The organism is Pseudomonas sp. HS-18, assembly GCF_020401845.1.
GTDB classification, from domain to species: domain Bacteria; phylum Pseudomonadota; class Gammaproteobacteria; order Pseudomonadales; family Pseudomonadaceae; genus Pseudomonas; species Pseudomonas nitroreducens.
Window position 1 is genome coordinate 4,800,281 of record NZ_CP084413.1, and the last position, 20,123, is coordinate 4,820,403.

Annotated in this window: 23 protein-coding genes; 19 read left to right on the top strand and 4 right to left on the bottom strand. The window is 65.8% G+C overall.

Features of this window, described 5'->3' with window-relative positions; all coding sequences use genetic code 11:
• The first annotated feature begins 146 nt into the window (after window positions 1-146).
• Both LDJ84_RS22315 and LDJ84_RS22320 read left to right on the top strand, forming a co-directional pair.
• On the top strand, window positions 147-359 hold the full coding sequence (locus tag LDJ84_RS22315; protein WP_024763444.1) for a DUF2061 domain-containing protein: 213 nt from the start codon (window positions 147-149) through the stop codon (window positions 357-359).
• A gap of 74 nt (window positions 360-433) precedes the next feature.
• Window positions 434-1,990, top strand: coding sequence for a beta (1-6) glucans synthase (locus LDJ84_RS22320; protein WP_226045420.1), 1,557 nt, complete (start codon window positions 434-436; stop codon window positions 1,988-1,990).
• Between the two features lies 1 nt (window position 1,991).
• Here LDJ84_RS22320 and LDJ84_RS22325 read toward each other — a convergent pair whose 3' ends face one another.
• Window positions 1,992-2,357: a hypothetical protein gene (locus LDJ84_RS22325; protein WP_054911118.1), complete on the bottom strand. Its 366-nt coding sequence runs from the start codon at window positions 2,355-2,357 to the stop codon at window positions 1,992-1,994.
• A gap of 111 nt (window positions 2,358-2,468) precedes the next feature.
• On the opposite strand from LDJ84_RS22325, the gene LDJ84_RS22330 reads away from it, so the two are divergent.
• The 5 genes from LDJ84_RS22330 to LDJ84_RS22350 all read left to right on the top strand — a co-directional run bounded on the left by LDJ84_RS22330 (window position 2,469) and on the right by LDJ84_RS22350 (window position 6,842).
• Complete coding sequence (locus tag LDJ84_RS22330; protein ID WP_024763442.1) at window positions 2,469-3,035, top strand: hypothetical protein; 567 nt, start codon at window positions 2,469-2,471, stop codon at window positions 3,033-3,035.
• 70 nt (window positions 3,036-3,105) lie between these two features.
• Window positions 3,106-3,591: a GNAT family N-acetyltransferase gene (locus tag LDJ84_RS22335; protein WP_226045421.1), complete on the top strand. Its 486-nt coding sequence runs from the start codon at window positions 3,106-3,108 to the stop codon at window positions 3,589-3,591.
• Window positions 3,592-3,674: 83 nt separating this feature from the next.
• Complete coding sequence (locus LDJ84_RS22340; RefSeq protein WP_065085962.1) at window positions 3,675-5,024, top strand: alpha/beta fold hydrolase; 1,350 nt, start codon at window positions 3,675-3,677, stop codon at window positions 5,022-5,024.
• A gap of 4 nt (window positions 5,025-5,028) precedes the next feature.
• Entirely contained in the window at window positions 5,029-5,841 is an 813-nt protein-coding gene (locus tag LDJ84_RS22345) for a VacJ family lipoprotein (RefSeq protein ID WP_024763440.1), read from the top strand.
• A gap of 140 nt (window positions 5,842-5,981) precedes the next feature.
• Complete coding sequence (locus LDJ84_RS22350; RefSeq protein WP_024763439.1) at window positions 5,982-6,842, top strand: pirin family protein; 861 nt, start codon at window positions 5,982-5,984, stop codon at window positions 6,840-6,842.
• A gap of 33 nt (window positions 6,843-6,875) precedes the next feature.
• Here LDJ84_RS22350 and LDJ84_RS22355 read toward each other — a convergent pair whose 3' ends face one another.
• Window positions 6,876-8,060, bottom strand: coding sequence for a patatin-like phospholipase family protein (locus tag LDJ84_RS22355; RefSeq protein ID WP_170858252.1), 1,185 nt, complete (start codon window positions 8,058-8,060; stop codon window positions 6,876-6,878).
• 42 nt (window positions 8,061-8,102) lie between these two features.
• Window positions 8,103-9,032, bottom strand: coding sequence for a lipid A biosynthesis lauroyl acyltransferase (locus LDJ84_RS22360; RefSeq protein ID WP_084357513.1), 930 nt, complete (start codon window positions 9,030-9,032; stop codon window positions 8,103-8,105).
• A 144-nt stretch (window positions 9,033-9,176) separates the two neighbouring features.
• Between LDJ84_RS22360 and minC the strand changes: the two genes are divergently transcribed.
• The 6 genes from minC to LDJ84_RS22390 all read left to right on the top strand — a co-directional run bounded on the left by minC (window position 9,177) and on the right by LDJ84_RS22390 (window position 13,762).
• Window positions 9,177-10,091 (top strand): septum site-determining protein MinC, encoded by a 915-nt coding sequence (gene minC, locus LDJ84_RS22365; protein ID WP_024763437.1) that lies wholly within the window; start codon window positions 9,177-9,179, stop codon window positions 10,089-10,091.
• Between the two features lie 61 nt (window positions 10,092-10,152).
• The gene (minD, locus tag LDJ84_RS22370; RefSeq protein WP_024763436.1) at window positions 10,153-10,968 is read left to right on the top strand and encodes a septum site-determining protein MinD; all 816 of its coding nucleotides are present in this window, start codon (window positions 10,153-10,155) and stop codon (window positions 10,966-10,968) included.
• Window positions 10,965-11,219 (top strand): cell division topological specificity factor MinE, encoded by a 255-nt coding sequence (gene minE, locus LDJ84_RS22375; protein WP_017522035.1) that lies wholly within the window; start codon window positions 10,965-10,967, stop codon window positions 11,217-11,219. The genes minD and minE overlap by 4 nt, the downstream gene beginning before the upstream one ends.
• Window positions 11,220-11,294: 75 nt before the next feature.
• Window positions 11,295-11,930, top strand: coding sequence for an RluA family pseudouridine synthase (locus LDJ84_RS22380; protein WP_065085964.1), 636 nt, complete (start codon window positions 11,295-11,297; stop codon window positions 11,928-11,930).
• Between the two features lie 80 nt (window positions 11,931-12,010).
• Window positions 12,011-13,300 carry a M18 family aminopeptidase gene (locus tag LDJ84_RS22385; protein WP_037009241.1) on the top strand — a complete coding sequence of 430 codons (1,290 nt, stop codon included), beginning with the start codon at window positions 12,011-12,013 and terminating at the stop codon, window positions 13,298-13,300.
• A gap of 60 nt (window positions 13,301-13,360) precedes the next feature.
• Entirely contained in the window at window positions 13,361-13,762 is a 402-nt protein-coding gene (locus LDJ84_RS22390; protein ID WP_024763433.1) for a GFA family protein, read from the top strand.
• Window positions 13,763-13,894: 132 nt separating this feature from the next.
• Here the strand turns inward: LDJ84_RS22390 and LDJ84_RS22395 are convergent, their stop codons facing one another.
• Window positions 13,895-14,611 (bottom strand): UTRA domain-containing protein, encoded by a 717-nt coding sequence (locus LDJ84_RS22395; protein WP_024763432.1) that lies wholly within the window; start codon window positions 14,609-14,611, stop codon window positions 13,895-13,897.
• 326 nt (window positions 14,612-14,937) lie between these two features.
• Here LDJ84_RS22395 and LDJ84_RS22400 point away from each other — a divergent pair, with 326 nt between their 5' ends.
• The 6 genes from LDJ84_RS22400 to LDJ84_RS22425 are packed head-to-tail and all read left to right on the top strand — an operon-like array spanning window position 14,938 to window position 20,123.
• A complete protein-coding gene (locus LDJ84_RS22400) occupies window positions 14,938-15,996 on the top strand; it encodes an ABC transporter substrate-binding protein (protein WP_024763431.1) in 1,059 nt (352 codons plus the stop codon).
• Window positions 15,997-16,052: 56 nt separating this feature from the next.
• Entirely contained in the window at window positions 16,053-16,862 is an 810-nt protein-coding gene (locus tag LDJ84_RS22405) for an alkaline phosphatase family protein (RefSeq protein WP_226045422.1), read from the top strand.
• Window positions 16,859-17,701, top strand: a complete 843-nt coding sequence (locus tag LDJ84_RS22410) for an ABC transporter permease (RefSeq protein ID WP_024763429.1) — start codon at window positions 16,859-16,861, stop codon at window positions 17,699-17,701. The genes LDJ84_RS22405 and LDJ84_RS22410 overlap by 4 nt, the downstream gene beginning before the upstream one ends.
• Window positions 17,685-18,473, top strand: coding sequence for an ABC transporter permease (locus LDJ84_RS22415; protein ID WP_024763428.1), 789 nt, complete (start codon window positions 17,685-17,687; stop codon window positions 18,471-18,473). The genes LDJ84_RS22410 and LDJ84_RS22415 overlap by 17 nt, the downstream gene beginning before the upstream one ends.
• 1 nt (window position 18,474) lies before the next feature.
• Window positions 18,475-19,470: an ABC transporter ATP-binding protein gene (locus LDJ84_RS22420; protein ID WP_065085969.1), complete on the top strand. Its 996-nt coding sequence runs from the start codon at window positions 18,475-18,477 to the stop codon at window positions 19,468-19,470.
• Window positions 19,470-20,123: an HAD family hydrolase gene (locus LDJ84_RS22425; RefSeq protein WP_169889917.1), complete on the top strand. Its 654-nt coding sequence runs from the start codon at window positions 19,470-19,472 to the stop codon at window positions 20,121-20,123. Before LDJ84_RS22420 ends, LDJ84_RS22425 begins: the two co-directional genes overlap by 1 nt.

A 20,123-nucleotide genomic window follows, 5' to 3' on the forward strand; every position in this document is an offset into this window, starting at 1 on the left:
AAACCGTCCATCCACGACCGCGCCATTCCATCCGCGACGAAGGTGCCGGCCTATCGCGTCCATACAGAGGCTCGATTACTCGAGAGGGTTCCTGCGCAGTAGGCTTTCAGCAACGGAGAATCATTCTCGACTGGAGGATCGCCACCATGCTCAAGACCGTCACCTTCACCCTGATGCACTTCGCCATCGCCTTCAGCGTCGCCTACGCGCTGACCGGCAGCATCACCGTGGGCGGCCTGGTGGCGATCGTCGAGCCGCTGTGCAACGCGGTGGGCTTCCACTTCCACGAGAAGTTCTGGAAGCGCATCGAGGGCAACGCGGCCCAGCCGACGCACAACTGGATTCACCGCCACGCGTGAACGCCACGCACGGGCACTGACGGCGGCAAGCGGCGTTGCTAAGATGCGCGCCTCGCCACGGTTCGCGTGCCCCCATGCCCCAGTCCTCGCGCTTTCCGCTTCTCCCTTACCTTCTCGCCCTGCTGCTTGCCCTGATCGCCCTCGGCGGCCTCTGGTACGGCCTGGGCAGACCGGTGGCCCTGCCCGACGCGGCCACGCCCACGCACAAGCTGCAGTGCGCGTCCTACAGCCCGTTCGCCAAGGACCAGTCGCCCTTCGACCAGCCCTTCGTCCTGCGCCCGGAGCAGATGGACGCCGACCTGGCGCTGCTGGCAACGCGCTTCGAGTGCGTGCGCACCTATTCCATGACCGGCCTGGAAGGCATCCCGGCGCTGGCGCGCAAGCACGGCCTGAAGCTGATGCTCGGCGCCTGGGTCAATGCCAACCCGGTGGATACCGATCGGGAAGTCGAGGCGCTGATCAAGGCGGCCAACCAGTACCCGGACGTGGTACAGGCGGTGATCGTCGGCAACGAGACCCTGTTGCGAAAGGAAGTTACCGGGCGCTACCTCGCCGGGCTGATCCACAAGGTGAAGGCTCGTGTTCGCCAGCCGGTGACCTACGCCGACGTCTGGGACTTCTGGCACCAGCACCCGGAGATCGCCCCGGCGGTGGACTTCATCACCATCCACCTGTTGCCGTACTGGGAAGACAATCCCAGCGGGATCGACGATGCACTCGCCCACGTGGCGAAGATCCGCGAAGACTTCGGCCGCGAGTTCGCCCCCAAGGACATCCTGATCGGCGAAACCGGCTGGCCCAGCGAAGGCCGCCAGCGCGAAACCGCACTGCCCAGCCGCGTCAACGAGGCGCGCTTCATCCGCGGCTTCGTGCACATGGCCGAGGAGAAAGGCTGGCGCTACAACCTGATCGAAGCCTTCGACCAGCCCTGGAAACGCCAGAGCGAAGGCGCGGTGGGCGGTTACTGGGGCCTGTTCAGCGCCGATCGCGCAGAGAAAGGCGTGCTCGCCGGGCCGGTCAGCAACCTGCCGGACTGGCCGCTCTGGCTGGGACTTTCCGGCGTGATCCTGCTCGCTGGATTGCTGGTCGGCGGCCGCCCCGCTTCTGCCCGCCATGCCTTCCTGTTGCCGCTGGCTGGCGCCCTCGGCGCCGGCTGCATCGGCCTGTGGCTGGAGCTGTCGGTGATCACCAGCCGCTTCTGGGGCGAGTGGCTCTGGTCGGCGGCACTGGTTGGCCTCAACCTGCTGGTGCTGCTGCACATCAGCCTGGCGCTGTCAGCCCGCGCGGGTTGGCGGTCGAAGGCGTTCGGCTGGCTGCAGCGCCACGCCGGCCTGTGGCTGGCGGCGGCCGGTTTCGCTGGCGCGGTACTGATGCTCGGGATGGTCTTCGACGCCCGCTACCGCAGCTTCCCCAGCGCGGCACTGCTGTTCCCGGCGCTGGTCTATCTGTGCCGGCCGGTTGCGACACCACGTCGAGAAGCACTGTTGCTGGCATTGATCATTGCCGCCGGGATTCCCGCACAGCTGGCGCTGGAAGGCTTGAGCAATCTTCAGGCACTGGGCTGGGCAGCGGTGAGCCTGCTCCTGCTCGGCGCACTGTTACGCGGACGGCTGGCGCCGCAAAAGGCCTGACTCAGCGTCCTGCTGCCCGCACCAGGCGCAACCCGGCCAATACCACCGCGAACACCGCGAGGCCGGCGTTGTACAGCACCAGCGCCGGCAGCGTGACCAGCATCGCCAGTACCGCCAGCCACCAGCCGGCCTGGCGCGGCACGAAGAACGCCAGCAGCGAAAGCCCCAGGGCCAGCTTGCCGAATACGCCGAAGTGGATCGCCCAGCCCAGCTGCGAACGCACGCCGCACTCCCAGCGCGCGGCCTCGTCGGCGCAGATGCCGACCCAGCGGCCATCCTCCATCAGCCCGAAACGTACGCCATAACTGGCGGCCAGCCACAGGGCCAGGGCGAGCAGGAGGAGGATCAGGGGCAAACGACGGGACATGGCGCCACTACTCTGGGCAGGCGGGAAATCGGCGCCCAGCATAACCAGCGCAAGGGCCGATGCAAGGGGGGCCGGTTGCAGCCTAGACTTCGCCCAGCAATGGAGCCTTCGATGAAACGATCGACCCTGTTCCTGCTGGCCTGCCTGGCGGGCAGCTTCTGGTGGCTCTGGCCCACCGAACGTCCCCAGGCGCCGCAGCAGCACAGCCAGACACTGGCCAATGGCGGCTTCCGCCTGGCGCGCTACTCCATCTATCCGCTGGAGGATTTCAGCATCGAGGCGCGCGTGCTGGGCCGCGAGGACTACCGCCTGGGTCGCGAGGCAGAGTTGTCGCCCACCGACCTCGCCCTGGGCTGGGGGCCGATGGACGATCCGCGCGTGCTGGCCGATATCCGCATCACCCAGGGCAACCGCTGGTTCTACTGGCACGCCGACAAGCTGCCGATTCCCCGCCGGGAGCTGGAGACCCATGCCGCCAACATGCACATGATCCCGGCCAGCGACGACGTGGCGCGCACCCTGGCCCAGGTCAGCGCCGGCGAGCACATTCGCCTCTCCGGCAAGCTGGTGCGCGTGGAGGGTGATGACGGCTGGCGCTGGGTCAGCTCACTGACCCGCGAAGACACCGGCGCCGGCGCCTGCGAGCTGGTCTGGGTGGAAAGCCTGGAGCTTTACTGAGACGCCCGGTTGCCAGCCGCGCCCGCCTTTGGGCATCCTCGCCGCGACCCCGCCCTGCAAGGAATGACCGATGCCTCGTGCCACCCTGCGCCCCGCCGTCCCGGGCGACATCCCGCTGATTCTCGACCTCATTCGCGAACTGGCCGACTACGAAAAGCTGGTCCACGAAGTGAAGGCCGACGCCCAGCGCATGCACGACCACCTGTTCGGCCCGCGCCCTTTTGCCGAGGTGCTGATCGGCGAAGTGGACGGCACGCCCCAGGGTTTTGCGCTGTTCTTCCACAATTATTCCACCTGGCTGAGCCAGCCCGGCATCTACCTCGAAGACCTCTACGTGCGCCCCGCCGCGCGAGGCGCCGGCCTGGGCAAGGCGCTGCTCACGGAGCTGGCGCGACTGGCGGTGGAGCGTGGCTGTGGCCGGCTGGAATGGTCGGTGCTGGACTGGAACGAACCGGCCATTGGCTTCTATCGCAGCCTGGGCGCGCGCCCACAGGACGAATGGACCGTCTATCGTCTAACCGGTGACGCGCTGAAAGACCTGGCACACAAGGGCTGAACGCCAATCGCACTTGTCGGAAATGCGCTGGTCTTATTCGGCGGTCACCCTAGAGTTGGCCTCTCCTGAAAGGACTTCATACGATGACATTTCTTTACCGCGCGGCGGCCCTGATAGGTTGCCTCGCACTGGGGCTCGCCGGCCCGGCATCGGCCCGCGACGTGGATCAGGCCAGCTACGGCTACCCATTGATCAACCCGTTCGAGGCGACCATTGCCACCACCCCGCCGGAGCTGCGCCCGCAACTGCCGGCGGACGACGATATCCGCCAGTCGGACTACGCGCTCAAGCTGCGCCCGGAGCGCGAGTACGAGCTGCCGAGCAACTTCTGGCCAGTGAAAAAGCTCCACTATCGCCTGGCCTGGCAGAACCACAAGGCGCCGCTGGTATTCATCATTGCCGGCACCGGCGCCAACTACGCCAGCACGACGCCGGAGTACCTCAAGCGCCTCTTCTACGGCGCCGGCTACCACGTGGTGCAACTGTCCTCGCCCACCAGCTGGGACTTCATGGTTGGCGCTTCCCACGTCGCCACTCCGGGCTACACGCCCGACGATGCCGACGACCTGTACAGAGTCATGCAGGCGGTGCGCGCGCAGCATCCGGAGCTGCCTGTCAGCGACTACTACCTGACCGGCTACAGCCTGGGCGCGCTGCACGCAGCCTTCGTCAGCAAGCTCGACGAAACCCGCCGCAGCTTCAACTTCAAGCGTGTGTTGCTGCTCAACCCGCCGGTGAACCTCTACACCTCGGTCAGCAACCTCGACAAGCTGGTGCAGACCCAGGTCAAGGGCATCAACGACACCAACACCTTCTACCAGGTGATCCTGGCCAAGCTGACCCGTTACTTCAACCAGAAGGGCTATGTCGACCTCAACGACGCCTTCCTCTTCGACCTGCAGCAGTCCAAGCAACACCTTTCCAATGAAGAGATGGCCATGCTGATCGGCGCGGTATTCCGCTTCTCCTCCGCCGACATCGCCTTCACCTCCGACCTGATCAACCGCCGCGGCCTGATCACCCCGCCCAAGTACCCGATCACCGAAGGCACCAGCCTGACGCCGTTCTTCAAGCGCGCCATGCAATGCGACTTCGAGTGCTACATGACCGACCAGTTGATGCCGCTCTGGCGCGCCAAGTACGACGGCGGCAGCCTCCCGCAGCTGATCGACCAGGTCAGCCTGTATGGCGTCCAGGACTACCTGAAGCAGAGCCCGAAGATCGCCGTCATGCACAACGCCGACGACGTCATCCTCGGCCCGGGCGATATCGGCTTCCTGCGCCGCACCTTTGGCGATCGCCTGACGCTCTACCCCCGCGGCGGCCACTGCGGCAACCTCAATTACCGCGTGAACGCCCAGGACATGCTGGGCTTCTTCAAGGGACAGGGTGCCCCGGCCGACGGCCTGGCCACCGCGCAGACAGGAAACTGACTCCATGCCACTCCGCCATTCCTGGACTCTTGCCCTGCTGCTGGCCTGCGGCGTCGCCCAGGCCGAGTCCGCGCAACCGGTACAGACGCCCATCACCACCAAGTTCGACATGGCGCCGGACGACGACGGCTTCAAGCACCCGCTCGACGCGCTGAAGTTCAACCCCGGCCTGGACCAGCGCGAGTTCGAGCGCGCCACCTTCGACGCCCTCAACGTCTACGACCCCTGGGAGTCGTGGAACCGCCGGGTCTATCACTTCAACTACCGCTTCGACGAGTGGGTCTTCCTGCCCGTGGTGCACGGCTACGAGTACGTCACCCCGCATTTCGTGCGTACTGGCGTGAGCAACTTCTTCAGCAACCTGGGCGAAGTGCCGACGCTGCTCAACAGCGTTGCCCAGCTCAAGCCCCAGCGCGCGGCGAACAGCACCGCGCGGCTGCTGTTCAACACCATCTTCGGCATCGGCGGCCTGTGGGACCCGGCCACCGCCATGGGCCTGCCCAGGCTCAGCGAGGACTTCGGCCAGACCCTGGGCTACTGGGGCGTCCCCGATGGCCCCTATCTGATGCTGCCGATCCTCGGCCCGTCCAACCTGCGCGACACCGGCGGGCTGGTCACCGACTTCGTCGCCGCCCGCGAAGTGAACTACCTGAACTACTCCGAGCTCAGCCGCGAGTACTGGGAACTGCCGGTGCTGGAGATCATCGACAAGCGCTACAGCAACGGCTTCCGCTACGGGCAGATGAACACGCCCTTCGAGTACGAGAAGCTGCGCTACTTCTATACCGAAGCCCGGCGCCTGCAGATCCAGGAGTGAATCGGAACCGTCGCCCTTGGGCGGCGGTTTTCTTTCCATTGATACATCTATTTTATCGATTGGTAAGCTGAAAAACTCGCAACCATTGATCCACCATTTGGGACTAGGATGATCTCCATTCACAGATCAAGGAGGTCCCCATGACCCGCTTACGTACCGTGATCGACCAGCACATCGGCCACCCGGCCTCCGACGGCGCTGGCGTGCGCCTGACCCGCGTCATCGGCGGCGCGGGCATCGAACGCTTCGATCCGTTCCTGATGCTCGACCAGTTCGACACGCAGAACCCCGACGACTACATCGCCGGCTTCCCCTCGCACCCGCACCGCGGCTTCGAGACCGTCACCTACATGCTCGAAGGGCGCATGCGCCACGAAGACCACCTGGGCAATACCGGCCTGCTCAAGCCCGGCGGCGTGCAGTGGATGACGGCGGCCCACGGCATCATCCACAGCGAGATGCCCGAACAGGTGGAAGGCGCCATGCGTGGCTTCCAGCTGTGGCTGAACCTGCCGGCGAAGGACAAGCTGTCCCCGGCCGGCTACCGCGATATCGAGCCGGAAGACGTGCCGCGCGTGACCACCGGGCAAGGTGTGGGCGTGACCGTGATCGCCGGGCGCTTCGACGATGGCGAGACCGCCGTCGATGGCGCGGTGCAGCGTCCGGGCACCGAACCGCACTATTACGATCTGGTCCTGCCGGCGGGCACTTCGGTGGCTCCGCAGATTCCGGCGGGCCATCGGGTGATGCTGTACGTCTATGAGGGTTCGCTGCAGGTGCCGGGCGAGCGCGGCAACGAGACCGTCGCCACCAACCGCCTGGTGCGCCTGGGCCAGGGCGACGAGATCCAGCTGTCCAGCGACCAGGGCGCGCGCGTCCTGCTCCTGGCCGGCAAGCCGCTCAATGAACCCATCGTGCAGTACGGCCCGTTCGTGATGAACAGCCGCGAGGAAATCGAGCAGGCCCTGCGCGACTATCGCGATGGCGTGTTCGCGGTCTGACTGAAGCCCGATGAGCTTTCGTAGGATGGGTGCCTAAAGCGACCATTCCTCCATCCCCAGAAAGCGCGCGATCTCCGCGCGCTTTTCCATGGCATCGCGGTACCCCAACTCGATCAGCGCATTGCAGTAGCCCGGCTCGAACAGCAGGTAGCTGAGCACACCCGCGCCGCTCGCCCTGGTCGCCCCCGGCCCGCGCAGGAACAGGCGCAGCGCGCGCGGCAGTTCGTGGCGGTATTGCGCGGCGATCTCGTCCAGCGGCCGGCTTGGCGAAATCAGCAGCACATCCACGGGAGCCAACCCCAGCGTCGAGCGGCGCGCCTCTTCGGGCACCAGTGAACTGAGGAAGTTGATGCGGTGCAGCAACTCGATATCGCCTTCCAGGTTGTCGATGAAGGTGCTGTTGAGGAGATGGATACCCACCTGCGCCAGGCTCGGCGGCTGGCCGGTACGGTAGTTCGCCACGGACTCGTTGGCACTGCCGACGGTGGGATTGCCGCTCACACCAATCACCAGAACGCGGTTGGCGCCCAGGTGCAGCGCCGGGCTGATCGGTGCCTGCTGCCGCACCGCACCATCGCCGAAGAACTCGCGGAGAATCTTCACCGGGCGGAACAGCAACGGAATCGCCGAGCTGGCCAGCAAATGCTCGATCTGCAGGCGCGTCGGCACGCCGATACGCCGGTGGCGCAGCCAGGGATCGATGGTGGCGCGGCCCTGGTAGAAAGTCACCGCCTGCCCCGATTCGTAGCCGAACGCGGTGACTGCCACCGCGCGCAGGTTGCGGCGGCGCACGGCCGCGGCGATGCCGGACAGGTCCAGTTCACGTTCCAGGAGATAGCGCAACGGCGTGCTGTCCAGCAGCGCCACCGGCTCGCGCTTGCCCAGCCCGAGCAGACTGTGGCCGAGGAACTTGAAGGCCTGGCTGAACACGCCCGGCCAGTCGGAACGGTAGACCTGCCCGGTGCGAAAGCCCTTCCAGACCTTGGTCAGGCGCTGCACCGCGCCGGTGAAGGACAGCGCACCGCAGGCGAGACCGACGGCATTGATGGCGCCGGCTGAAGTGCCGACGATCACCGGGAAAGGATTCTCCGCCCCCTCGGGCAGCAGCTCGGCGATGGCGGACAGCACGCCGACCTGGTAAGCCGCCCGCGCACCGCCGCCGGAAAGAATGAGGCCGGTGACGGCCGGGGAAGTCGGTGCAGTGGCGGAGTCGGTCACAGCTGAAGTCCTTGTCGCGTCGTTACCAGCGTAGCCCCCGGCCTACTTCTTGTCGTAGAGCTTCGGCTCGCCCTCAGGGCGGCTCTTGAAGCGCCGATGCGCCCAGAGGTACTGCTCGGGCTGGCGGCGAATCTCGCGTTCCACCCACTGGTTGATGCGCAGGCAGTCGGCCTCTTCGCTCTCGCCGGGGAAGTCTTCCAGCGGCGGATGGATGGTCAGGCGGTAGCCCGAGCCGTCGGCCAGGCGCGACTGGGTGAAGGGCAGCACCAGCGCGCGGCCCAGGCGGGCGAACTTGGTGGTGGCAGTGACGGTGGCGGCCTGGATGCCGAACAACGGCACGAACAGGCTCTGCTTGGCGCCGTAATCCTGGTCCGGCGCGTACCAGATGGCGCGGCCGGCGCGCAGCACCTTGAGCATGGCGCGCACGTCCTCGCGCTCGATGGCGGTAGCGTCGGCGTTATGCCGTTCGCGGCCGGTACGCTGGACGAAGTCGAACACCGGGTTGTCGTGCTCGCGGTACATGCCGTCGATGGTCTGCACCTGGCCCAGCAGCGCCGCGCCGATCTCCAGGGTGGTGAAATGCATGGCCATGAGGATCACGCCCTTGCCTTCGGCCTCGGCCTTCTTCAGGTGCTCGATGCCTTCGATGTGGGCGAGCTTGGCCAGTCGGGCTTTGGGCCACCACCAACTCATGGCCATTTCGAAGAAGGCGATGCCGGTGGAGGCGAAGTTTTCCTTGAGCAAGCGCTTGCGCTCGGCGGCGGAGAGTTCCGGGAAGCACAATTCCAGGTTCCGTGCAGCGATTGCCCGGCGGCTGCCCACCACGCGGTACATCAGCGCCCCCAGCGCACGCCCCAGGGCCAGCAACGCCGGGTACGGCAACTGCACCACCAGCCACAGCACGCCGAGGCCGAGCCAGAGCGGCCAGTGGCGGGGATGGAGAAACTCACGGCGAAAGGTGGGGCGGTCCATGGAACTTTCCGGCTAGGTCAAAGCCCGACATTCTACCTTGCCGATGCACACCGCGCCCGCCTTCACGCCCTGGCCCTCCGCCACGCTTGCGGCTGCCGGGGCGCTCCGTTATAAGTCCACACCATTTAGTGATGCAGCCTGACCATGAGCCAAGCCGACCTTCTCGACCACGATCCCGTATTCCAGCTCAAGGGCAGCATGCTGGCCGTCACCGTTCTGGAACTGGCCCACAATGACCTGCCGCGCCTGGACCGCCAGCTCGCCGACAAGGTCGCCCAGGCCCCCAACTTCTTCCGCGACACCCCGCTGGTGCTGGCGCTGGACAAGCTCCCCGACGGCGAAGGCCAGCTCGACCTGCAGGGCGTGCTGGACATCTGCCGCCGCCACGGCCTGCGCACCCTGGCCATTCGCGCCAGCCGCGAGGAAGACATCCGCCTGGCCACCATGTTCGACATCCCCGTGCTGCCGCCGTCGGGCTCGTCCCGCGAGCGCCCGGTCGAACCCAAGGACGCCGTCCCGCAGGTGACCGGCGCCGCGCCGGTACGTCGCCCGCGCGGCGAAAAACTCTCGGAGAAGGTGGTCGAGCAGGCCGCCGGCGCTGGCACCCAGGCCGAGAAACCCGCCGCACCCGGCGAGCCCATTGCAGCCGCGCAGCCCGCAGCCGAGGCCCAGGCGCCGACCCAGGAAGCTGCTGCGGAAAAACCTGCCGAGCCGCCGGCACCGGTCGTCCGTCCGACCAAGCTGGTCACCACTCCGGTCCGCGGCGGCGTGCAGATCTACGCCGCCGGCGGCGACCTGATCGTGCTCGCCCCCGTCAGCCCGGGCGCGGAACTTCTCGCCGACGGAAACATCCATGTGTACGGTCCGATGCGCGGACGCGCCCTGGCCGGCGTCAAGGGCGATACCAGTGCCCGCATTTTCTGCCAGCAGCTGGCCGCGGAACTCGTTTCCATCGCTGGTAATTACAAGGTCGCCGAAGACCTTCGACGCAGTCCGCAATGGGGGCAGGCAGTGCACGTCAGCCTGTCGGGTGACGTGTTGAACATCACCCGCCTTTAACGGATACTGCCGCGACTTTCAGGGACCAGAATTCTTCGTTTTTTCTTTGGGGTGAATCACCTTGGCCAAGATCCTCGTAGTCACTTCCGGTAAAGGTGGCGTCGGTAAAACCACCACCAGCGCAGCCATCGGCACCGGCCTGGCCCTGCGCGGCCACAAGACCGTCATCGTCGACTTCGACGTGGGCCTGCGTAACCTCGACCTGATCATGGGCTGCGAACGCCGCGTGGTGTACGACTTCGTCAACGTCATCAACGGCGAAGCGACCCTCACCCAGGCCCTGATCAAGGACAAGCGCCTCGAAAACCTGTACGTGCTGGCCGCCAGCCAGACCCGCGACAAGGACGCCCTCACCCAGGAAGGCGTCGGCAAGGTCATCGAAGAGCTCAAGCAATCCTTCGACTACGTCATCTGCGACTCCCCGGCTGGCATCGAGAAAGGTGCCCACCTGGCCATGTACTACGCCGACGAGGCGATCGTCGTGACCAACCCGGAAGTCTCCTCGGTCCGCGACTCCGACCGCATGCTGGGCCTGCTGGCCAGCAAGTCCGCCCGCGCCGAGAAAGGCGAGGACCCGATCAAGGAACACCTGCTGCTGACCCGCTACAACCCCGAGCGCGTCACCAAGGGCGAAATGCTCGGCGTCGAAGACGTCGAGGAAATCCTGGCCATCCGTCTGCTCGGCGTGATCCCGGAATCCCAGGCGGTGCTCAAGGCATCCAACCAGGGCGTACCGGTCATCCTCGACGAAGAAAGCGATGCCGGCCAGGCGTACAGCGACGCCGTCGAGCGACTGCTGGGCAAAGAAATGCCCCACCGTTTCCTCGACGTGCAGAAGAAAGGATTCCTGCAACGACTGTTCGGAGGACGTGAATGAGCCTTTTAGATTTCTTCCGCAGCCGGAAGTCGCAATCCAGCGCATCCATCGCGAAAGAAAGACTCCAGATCATCGTCGCCCATGAGCGCGGCAACCGTTCGCAACCGGACTACCTCCCGCAGCTGCAGAAAGACCTGCTGGAAGTGATCCGCAAATACGTGCCCATCGATCAGGAACAAGTCCAGGTCGAGCTGGCCAACCAGGGCAGCTGTTCGATCCTGGAACTCAACATCACCCTGCCGGAGCGTTGATCCGGTTGTGGTGGACCTGCGGCGGCTTCGGCCGCCGCAGTCGTTTTCGTCATTCTTATTCGCGCAAGAGCTTCCATGCCGCTTTCCCAGATCGAATTCGTCCATGAGGACGCCGCCCTGCTGGTGGTGAACAAGCCCACCCTGCTGCTCTCCGTGCCCGGCCGCGCGGACGACAACAAGGACTGCCTGATCACCCGTCTGCAGGAGAACGGCTACCCGGAAGCGCGCATCGTCCACCGGTTGGACTGGGAGACCTCCGGGCTGATCGTGCTGGCCCGCGATGCCGACAGCCACCGCGAGCTGTCCCGCCAGTTCCACGACCGCGAAACCGAAAAGGCCTACACCGCCCTCTGCTGGGGTGAGCCGGAACCGGACAGTGGCCGCATCGAGGCACCGCTGCGCTACGACCCGCCAACCAAGCCGCGCCACGTGGTGGACTTCGAACAGGGCCGTCATGCGCTGACCTTCTGGCGGGTCATGGAGCGCCACGGCAACTGGAGCCGCGTGGAGCTGACGCCAATCACCGGGCGCTCGCACCAGTTGCGTGTGCACATGCTCAGCATCGGCCACCCGCTGCTCGGTGACCGCCTGTATGCCGAGGGCGAAGCCCTGGCCCTGCGCGACCGCCTCTGCCTGCACGCCAGCATGCTGGCCCTGACCCATCCGCAGACCGGCGAACGCCTGCGCTTCGAATCGCCCGCGCCGTTCTGATTGTTTTACAAGGTTCTCGCCTGGCCGCAGATTTGCGCATTTACGTTAAACTTCCGGCCATTCGCTGTCCGGAGTTACCCATGCGTGCAGAACTCAACCAGGGCCTGATCGATTTCCTCGCGGCCTCACCCACCCCCTTCCACGCCACCCAGGCCCTCGCCCTCCGCCTTGAAGAGGCCGGCTATCAGCGCCTGGACGAGCGCGAGGCCTGGCGCACCGAAGCCGGTGGCCGCTATTACGTCACCCGCAACGACTCCTCGCTGATCGCCTTCAAGCTCGGCACAGTGCCGCTGCTGGAAAACGGCCTGCGCCTGGTCGGCGCCCATACCGACAGCCCGTGCCTGCGCGTCAAGCCGAACCCCGAGCTGGTGCGCAACGGCTACTGGCAGCTGGGCGTCGAGGTCTACGGCGGCGCGCTGTTTGCGCCCTGGTTCGACCGCGACCTGTCCCTGGCCGGCCGCGTCACCTTCCGCCTGGCCGGCAAGGTGGAAAGCAAGCTGATCGACTTCAGGGCGCCCATTGCGGTGATCCCCAACCTGGCGATCCACCTCAACCGCGAAGCCAACCTGGGCTGGGCGATCAATGCGCAGACCGAGCTGCCGCCGATCCTCGCCCAGGTCGCCGCCGGCGAGACCCGCGACTTCCGCGACCTGCTCGGCGAGCAGTTGCAGCTGGAGCACGGCATCACCGCCGACGCCATCCTTGACTACGAGCTGAGCTTCTACGATACCCAGCGCGCCGCCGTGATCGGCCTCGACCAGGCGTTCATCGCCGGTGCCCGCCTGGACAACCTGCTGTCCTGCTACGCCGGCCTGCAGGCGCTGCTGGGCAGCAGCGACGAGCAGAGCGGCGTGCTGGTCTGCACCGACCACGAGGAAGTCGGCTCCTGCTCTGCCTGCGGCGCCGATGGTCCGTTCCTCGAGCAGGTGCTGCGCCGCCTGCTGCCCGAGGGCGATGCCTTCACCCGCACCGTGCAGCGCTCGCTGCTGGTCTCCGCCGACAACGCCCACGGCGTACACCCGAACTACGCCGATAAGCACGACGGCAACCACGGCCCGAAGCTTAACGGCGGTCCGGTGATCAAGATCAACAGCAACCAGCGTTACGCCACCAACAGCGAGACCGCCGGCTTCTTCCGCCACCTGTGCCTGGAAAACGAAGTGCCGGTGCAGAGCTTCGTGACCCGCAGCGACATGGGTTGCGGCTCCACCATCGGCCCGATCACCGCCAGCCAGATCGGCGTGCGTACCGTGGACATCGGCCTGCCGACGTTCGCCATGCACTCCATCCGCGAACTGGCCGGCAGCCAGGACCTGCACTACCTGGCCAAGGTCCTCAGCGCCTTCTACGACAGCGCCGACCTGCCCTGACCCGAACGCCCGGCGCCTGCCGGGCGTTTTTGTATGGAGAGTCTTAGAGGAGAGCCAGCCATGTCCTTCAACGGAAGCTGCCTGTGCGGCGATATCGCCTACGAGATCGACGGCCTGGACATGCCTATCGGCCATTGCCACTGCCGGACCTGCCAGAAGGCGCACGCTGCGGCCTTCGCCAGCACGGCAGGGGTCATGCGCGAACACTTCCGCTGGACCCGTGGTGCGGACAAGCTGGCAGCCTATGAATCCTCGCCCGGCAAGCTGCGCAAGTTCTGCCCGCGCTGCGGCACGCAACTGATCGCCGAGCGCGCCGGCCAGCCTCACGTCATCGTGCGGGTAGCCAGCCTGGACGAGGATCCAGGCACCCGGCCGGCGCGGCATATCTGGGTGTCCCACGACCGACCCTGGCTGGCGCAGGATGGGATTCCGGCCTATCCGGAGTGGAATCCGGACCGCTGAATCGACCTTTGATCCTGTAGGAGCGAGCTTGCTCGCGAACCACGCAGTTTCGGAGTCGTCTGCACGCCCCGCGGCGGAAACCAGTTGTTCGCGAGCAAACTCGCCGCTGCAGGCTCGACCGCAACTCAAAGATCAATCCGGCACTTCCACACTCACGTGGATGGCATCGTGCCGCCAGAATTCCAGGTCGCAATCGATGATGCGCCCATGCTGGTCGCCATTGATACGGGTGATGCGCAGCGCCGGGCTGCCCTCGGCGACACGCAGCACGCTGGCCGCCTCACCGTGCAGGGCGGTGGGCACCATGTCGAAGCGCACGCGGCCGTAGCGGATGTCATAGCGGCTGGCGTACAGCTCGGTGAGTGAACAGGTCAGGTCGCTGTCGAGGATGCCGGGGAAATACGCTGGATTGAGGTAATGCTCGACGTACAGCACCAGGCGGCCATCTACCCGGCGCAGCCGGCGAATCTGGTAGACGCTCGATAGCGCCGGCAGCTCCAACAGCTCGCAGATCGCCGCACTGGCGGGCACCTGCCGGGCCGACAGCACCTCGGTCGCCGGCACCCGGCCCTGGCCTTCCACCATGGCGTGGTAGTGGCTGCGCACCAGCGGGTTGTAGAGCAGGCGCGGCGGCGAGACGAACCAGCCGCGACGCTCCTCGCGGTAGATCAGCCCCTGAGCCTCCAGTTGCCCCAGCGCCTCGCGCAGGGTGATCCGCGTGGTGTCGAACAACTCGCTCAGCTTGCGCTCGGCCGGCAGCTTGCCGCCAGCGTTGAGCAGGCCGCTGTCGATCTGTTCGATGAGCGCGCGGCAGATCGCCGTGACTGTGGGTAGCGCCGAATCGCGCATTCGATTCCCTCTTTTGGACTAGTCCAGCCCCAGAACAGGGCATTTCTTACCCCCGCCGGGGTGCCGTCATCCTAGGAAAGCCCGATGACCGTCCCGTGACAGTGCCTTTGCAAGCAGCGCCCATGCCAGTTAACGACACCAGCGTAGACCAGGCGGATCAAGGCGTTGGCCATGGTCTACGCTTTTCCCCGACGACCCACTGGCCGCTCAGGGCCGGGCTGGCGCGCCGGGTGCCTACATCAAACTGTCATCCGCGCCGCTTAGATTGGCCTGCGTCTTGCTGATCTAGACCACGCTTGAAATCACTCAAACCGAAGGAGCACCGAATGAAACGCTTGCTTGCTTCACTGCTGGGATCGGCCATTGCCTTGGGCAGCGGCCTCGCCATGGCGGCCAACGCCGATCTGCAATCGCTGGAAGCCGCCGCCCGCAAGGAAGGCCAGGTCAACAGCGTGGGCATGCCCGACAGCTGGGCGAACTGGAAGGACACCTGGAAGGACCTGGAAAGCAAGTACGGCTTGAAGCACATGGACACCGACATGAGCTCGGCCCAGGAGCTGGCGAAGTTCAAGGCCGAGAAGGAAAACGCCAGCGCCGACATCGGTGACGTCGGCGCCGCCTTCGGCCCTATCGCCATGCAGATGGACGTCAGCCAGCCCTACAAGCCCAGCACCTGGGACCAGGTCCCGGAATGGGCCAAGGACAAGGACGGCCATTGGGCACTCGCCTACACCGGCACCATCGCCTTCATCGTCAACAAGCAGTTGGTCAAGGAGGTCCCGCACAGTTGGGCCGACCTGCTCAAGGGCAAGTACAAGGTCACCATCGGTGACGTCAGCGCCGCTGCCCAGGCCGTCAACGGCGTACTGGCCGCCAGCATCGCCAATGGCGGCGACGAGAAGAACATCAAGCCTGGCCTGGAGTTCTTCGCCCAGCTCGCCAAACAGGGCCGCCTGTCGCTGACCAACCCGGTGATCAACACCCTGGAGAAGGGTGAAGTGGAAGTCGGCATCGTCTGGGACTTCAACGGCTTGAGCTACCGCGACCAGATCGACCCGTCGCGCTTCGAGGTGCTGATCCCCTCCGACGGCTCGGTGATCTCCGGCTACACCACCATCATCAACAAGTACGCGAAGAACCCGAACGCCGCCAAGCTGGCCCGCGAGTACATCTTCAGCGACGCCGGGCAGATCAACCTGGCCAAGGGCAACGCCCGGCCGATCCGTGCCGAGCACCTGACCCTGCCGGCCGACGTACAAGCCAAGCTGCTGCCCAACGAGCAGTACGCCAAGGCCCAGCCGATCAAGGATCCCAAGGCCTGGGAAGAGACCTCCAAGCGTCTGCCGCGGATGTGGCAAGAGAACGTCATCATCAACATGCAATGACGCCCAGCCGCCTCGGTTCACGCCGGGGCGGCCGCGTTTCGCCGAAGGCCCCGCCCATGCGCCACGACGTCATCCTGGTCGTCCTCGACGGCCTCAACTACAGCGTCGCCCACGACTGCATGGGCCACCTGCAAGCGCTGTGCAATGCCGGCCGCGGCCAGCTGTACCGGCTCGAATGCGAGCTGCCGTCGCTGTCGCGCCCGCTCTATGAATGCATCCTTACCGGTGTGCGCCCCATCGACAGCGGCATCCTGCACAACGATGTGTCGCGCCGGTCCAACCAGCGCAGCCTGTTCCACTACGCCCGCGACGCCGGCCTGACGACCGCCGCAGCGGCCTATCACTGGGTCAGCGAGCTGTACAACCGCACGCCCTTCGACCCGGCGCGCGACCGGCATACCGACGATGAATCCCTGCCGATCCAGCACGGGCACTTCTACTGGACCGACCACTACCCCGACTCGCACCTGTTCACCGACGCCGAGTCGCTGCGCCGCCGGCACGCGCCGAACTGCCTGCTGGTGCACCCGATGAACATCGACGACACCGGCCACAAGCACGGCCTCGGCACGCCGCAGTACCGCAACAGCGCGCGGCACGCCGACATCATCCTCTCCGAATACCTGCACCAGTGGCTGGCCGCCGGCTACCAGGTGATGGTCACCGCCGACCACGGCATGAACGACGACCGCAGCCACGGCGGCATCCTCCCCGAGGAGCGCGAAGTGCCGCTGTTCGTCTTCGGCGAGGCATTCAGCCTCGATGACCAGGCCCGCCCGCGCCAGGTCGAACTCTGCGGCACGCTGTGCGAGATCCTCGGCGCGCCCCACGACAAACCGGTCTGCCGGGAGCTGCTCAAGGCATGAGATCGAACACCGGAAAACGCTTCGCCCTGCTCTGCCTGCTGCCTTTCGCACTGTTCTTTTTCGCCTTCCAGCTCGCGCCGCTGCTGTGGGTGATGATCAACAGCGTGCGCACCGGCGACGGCTGGGGCCTGGGCAATTTCAGCGAGATCTTCGGCTCGCCCTTCTACCTCCAGGCGATCCGCTACAGCCTGGAAATCTCGCTGTGGTCGAGCCTGATCGGACTGTTCATCGCCATCCTCGGCAGCTACTCGCTGCGCCAGGTGGACAGCAAGCTGCGCGACTTCGTGATGGCCTTCGCCAACATGACCAGCAACTTCGCCGGGGTGCCGCTGGCCTTCGCCTTCATCATCATCCTCGGCTTCAACGGCGCCATCACCCTGCTGCTGAAACAGGCGGGGATCATCGAGGACTTCAACCTCTATTCGAAGACCGGCCTGATCATCCTCTACACCTACTTCCAGATTCCCCTGGGCGTGATGCTGCTCTACCCGGCCTTCGACGCCCTGCGCGAAGACTGGCGCGAATCCGCCGCGCTGCTGGGCGCCAGCCAGTGGGCGTTCTGGCGGCACATCGGCATCCCGGTGCTGACCCCTGCGCTGCTGGGCACCTTCGTCATCCTGCTGGCCAACGCGCTGGGCGCCTACGCCACGGTCTACTCGCTGACCACCGGCAACTTCAACGTGGTGCCGATCCGCATCGCCGGGCTGGTCTCGGGCGACGTGTTCCTCGACCCGAACATGGCCAGCGCCCTGGCGATGGTGCTGGTCGGCCTGATGAGCATCATTACCCTGGCCCACCAGTGGCTGCTGCGCCGGAGCTACCATGTCGAGAAACGCTAACGCGCTCTACCACCGCGTGGTGGTCTACGCGCTGTTCCTGATCCTGCTGGTGCCGCTGGCCGCCACCCTGCTCTATTCGCTGGCCACCTCGTGGAGCGCCAGCGTGCTGCCCGACGGGCTGACCCTGAAGTGGTTCCTGACCCTGTGGAGCGACCCGCGCTTCCTCGTCGCCTTCGGCCAGTCGCTGCTGGTGTGCTTCGGCGCGCTGCTCCTCAGCGTGGTGCTGGTGCTGCCGCTGATGTTCGTCATCCACTACTACTTCCCACGCCTGGACGCACTGATGAACGTGCTGATCCTGCTGCCCTTCGCGGTGCCACCAGTAGTCTCGTCGGTCGGCCTGCTGCAGCTCTATGCCTCGGGCCCGGTGCCCATCGTCGGTACGCCGTGGATCCTGATCGGCTGCTACTTCACCATCGCCCTGCCCTTCATGTACCGGGCGATCAGCAACAACCTGCAGGCGATCAACCTGCACGACCTGATGGACGCCGCCCACCTGCTCGGCGCCAGCACCTGGCAGGCCGCGCTGCTGGTGGTGCTGCCGAACCTGCGCAAGGGCCTGATGGTGGCGCTGTTCCTGTCCTTCAGCTTCCTCATCGGCGAGTTCGTCTTCGCCAACCTGCTGGTGGGCACCCGCTACGAGACGCTGCAGGTGTTCCTCAACAACATGCGCAACAGCAGCGGCCACTACACCAGCGCGGTGGTGGTCTCCTACTTCCTCTTCGTCCTGCTGCTCACCTGGGCGGCAAATCGTTTGAACAAGGACAAGACCTGACATGAGCTTCCTCAGCGTCGAAACACTGAACAAGAGCTACGGCAGCACCACGGTATTCCAGGACATCGACTTCGCCGCCGAGCGCGGCGAGTTCGTCACCCTGCTCGGCCCCAGCGGCTGCGGCAAATCCACCCTGCTGCGCTGCATCGCCGGCCTCACCGCGGTGGACAGCGGACGCATCCTGCTGGACGGCGAGGACATCGTGCCCAAGAGCCCGCAGAAGCGCGGCATCGCCATGGTATTCCAGAGCTACGCGCTGTTCCCCAACATGACCGTGGAGCAGAACGTCGGCTTCGGTTTGCGCATGCACAAGGTGCCGGGAGCGGAATCCGCCCAACGCGTGGCCGAGGTGCTGGACATGGTCGAACTCGGCCCGCTCGCCACACGCTATCCGCACCAGCTCTCCGGCGGCCAGTGCCAGCGCGTCGCCCTGGCCCGCTCGCTGGTCACCCGCCCACGCCTTCTGCTGCTCGACGAGCCGCTGTCGGCGCTGGACGCACGCATCCGCAAGCACCTGCGCGAGCAGATCCGGCGCATCCAGCAGGAGCTGAAACTGACCACGGTGTTCGTCACCCACGATCAGGAAGAAGCACTGACGCTGTCCGACCGTATCGTACTGATGAACGCCGGGCGCATCGTCCAGAGCGGCGACGCCGAGACGCTCTACACGGCGCCGGAAAACGCCTTCGCCGCCGGCTTCATCGGCAACTACAACCTGCTCGACGCGGCCCAGGCGACCAGGCTCCTGGACCGCCCCTTCCGCCAGCAGGTGGCGATCCGCCCCGAATCCCTGCGCCTGAGCGCCGAAGCGAGCGAGGGCATTCCGGTTCGGGTACTCTCCCACAGCCTGCTGGGCAACGTGATCCGCTACCGGGTGGACGCCAATGGCGTCGAGCTGACCGTGGACGTCCTCAACCGCAGCGCCGAGCGCCTGTACCCGGCCGGCACCACGCTCGGCCTGCACGTAGACATTGAAAGCATTCGGGAGGTGGCCTGATGGCCCTGGTGATATTCGACCTCGACGACACCCTGATCGACGGCGACTGCGCGAGCCTGTGGAGCAAGCGCATGGCCGATCTCGGCTGGGTCGACGCGGAGTCGTTCCTCAAGCGCGACGCCGAACTGATGGCGCTGTATGCGCAGGGCAAGCTGCCCATGGAGGACTACATGGCCTTCGCCCTGGAACCGATGGCCGGACGCAGCGTGGAAGAAATCGAGCGCGATGTGGAAGCCTTCGTCGAGGACGTGATCGAGCCGCTGATCCATAGCGACGCGTGTGCCACCCTCGCCCGCCACCGCGAAGCTGGCGACCGCCCGCTGGTGATCTCAGCCTCCGGCGTGCACCTGGTCCAGCCCATTGCCGAACGCATCGGCATCGACGAAGTGCTGGCCATCGACCTGGAAGTAGTGAACGGCCACTACACCGGCCGTACCGTTGGCGTGCTCACCTACCGCGAAGGCAAGGTGCTGCGCCTGCTCGACCTGCTGGAGGGCGACGACAGCCCCCTGGCCCAGGCGCACTTCTACTCAGACTCGCGCAACGACCTGCCACTGCTCAAGCTGGTGGGCAAGCCGCACGTGGTGAACGCCGACCCGGTGTTGCTGGAGCACGCACAGAAGATGGGTTGGGACGTTCTGAACTGGAAATGA

Bases quoted from the DNA above. Each gene is read 5' to 3' on its own strand.
- LDJ84_RS22315 (WP_024763444.1), top strand. From the start codon at position 147: ATGCTCAAGACCGTCACCTTCACCCTGATGCACTTCGCCATCGCCTTC.
- LDJ84_RS22320 (WP_226045420.1), top strand. From the start codon at position 434: ATGCCCCAGTCCTCGCGCTTTCCGCTTCTCCCTTACCTTCTCGCCCTG.
- LDJ84_RS22325 (WP_054911118.1), bottom strand. From the start codon at position 2,357: ATGTCCCGTCGTTTGCCCCTGATCCTCCTCCTGCTCGCCCTGGCCCTG.
- LDJ84_RS22330 (WP_024763442.1), top strand. From the start codon at position 2,469: ATGAAACGATCGACCCTGTTCCTGCTGGCCTGCCTGGCGGGCAGCTTC.
- LDJ84_RS22335 (WP_226045421.1), top strand. From the start codon at position 3,106: ATGCCTCGTGCCACCCTGCGCCCCGCCGTCCCGGGCGACATCCCGCTG.
- LDJ84_RS22340 (WP_065085962.1), top strand. From the start codon at position 3,675: ATGACATTTCTTTACCGCGCGGCGGCCCTGATAGGTTGCCTCGCACTG.
- LDJ84_RS22345 (WP_024763440.1), top strand. From the start codon at position 5,029: ATGCCACTCCGCCATTCCTGGACTCTTGCCCTGCTGCTGGCCTGCGGC.
- LDJ84_RS22350 (WP_024763439.1), top strand. From the start codon at position 5,982: ATGACCCGCTTACGTACCGTGATCGACCAGCACATCGGCCACCCGGCC.
- LDJ84_RS22360 (WP_084357513.1), bottom strand. From the start codon at position 9,032: ATGGACCGCCCCACCTTTCGCCGTGAGTTTCTCCATCCCCGCCACTGG.
- minC (WP_024763437.1), top strand. From the start codon at position 9,177: ATGAGCCAAGCCGACCTTCTCGACCACGATCCCGTATTCCAGCTCAAG.
- minE (WP_017522035.1), top strand. From the start codon at position 10,965: ATGAGCCTTTTAGATTTCTTCCGCAGCCGGAAGTCGCAATCCAGCGCA.
- LDJ84_RS22380 (WP_065085964.1), top strand. From the start codon at position 11,295: ATGCCGCTTTCCCAGATCGAATTCGTCCATGAGGACGCCGCCCTGCTG.
- LDJ84_RS22385 (WP_037009241.1), top strand. From the start codon at position 12,011: ATGCGTGCAGAACTCAACCAGGGCCTGATCGATTTCCTCGCGGCCTCA.
- LDJ84_RS22390 (WP_024763433.1), top strand. From the start codon at position 13,361: ATGTCCTTCAACGGAAGCTGCCTGTGCGGCGATATCGCCTACGAGATC.
- LDJ84_RS22395 (WP_024763432.1), bottom strand. From the start codon at position 14,611: ATGCGCGATTCGGCGCTACCCACAGTCACGGCGATCTGCCGCGCGCTC.
- LDJ84_RS22400 (WP_024763431.1), top strand. From the start codon at position 14,938: ATGAAACGCTTGCTTGCTTCACTGCTGGGATCGGCCATTGCCTTGGGC.
- LDJ84_RS22405 (WP_226045422.1), top strand. From the start codon at position 16,053: ATGCGCCACGACGTCATCCTGGTCGTCCTCGACGGCCTCAACTACAGC.
- LDJ84_RS22410 (WP_024763429.1), top strand. From the start codon at position 16,859: ATGAGATCGAACACCGGAAAACGCTTCGCCCTGCTCTGCCTGCTGCCT.
- LDJ84_RS22415 (WP_024763428.1), top strand. From the start codon at position 17,685: ATGTCGAGAAACGCTAACGCGCTCTACCACCGCGTGGTGGTCTACGCG.
- LDJ84_RS22420 (WP_065085969.1), top strand. From the start codon at position 18,475: ATGAGCTTCCTCAGCGTCGAAACACTGAACAAGAGCTACGGCAGCACC.
- LDJ84_RS22425 (WP_169889917.1), top strand. From the start codon at position 19,470: ATGGCCCTGGTGATATTCGACCTCGACGACACCCTGATCGACGGCGAC.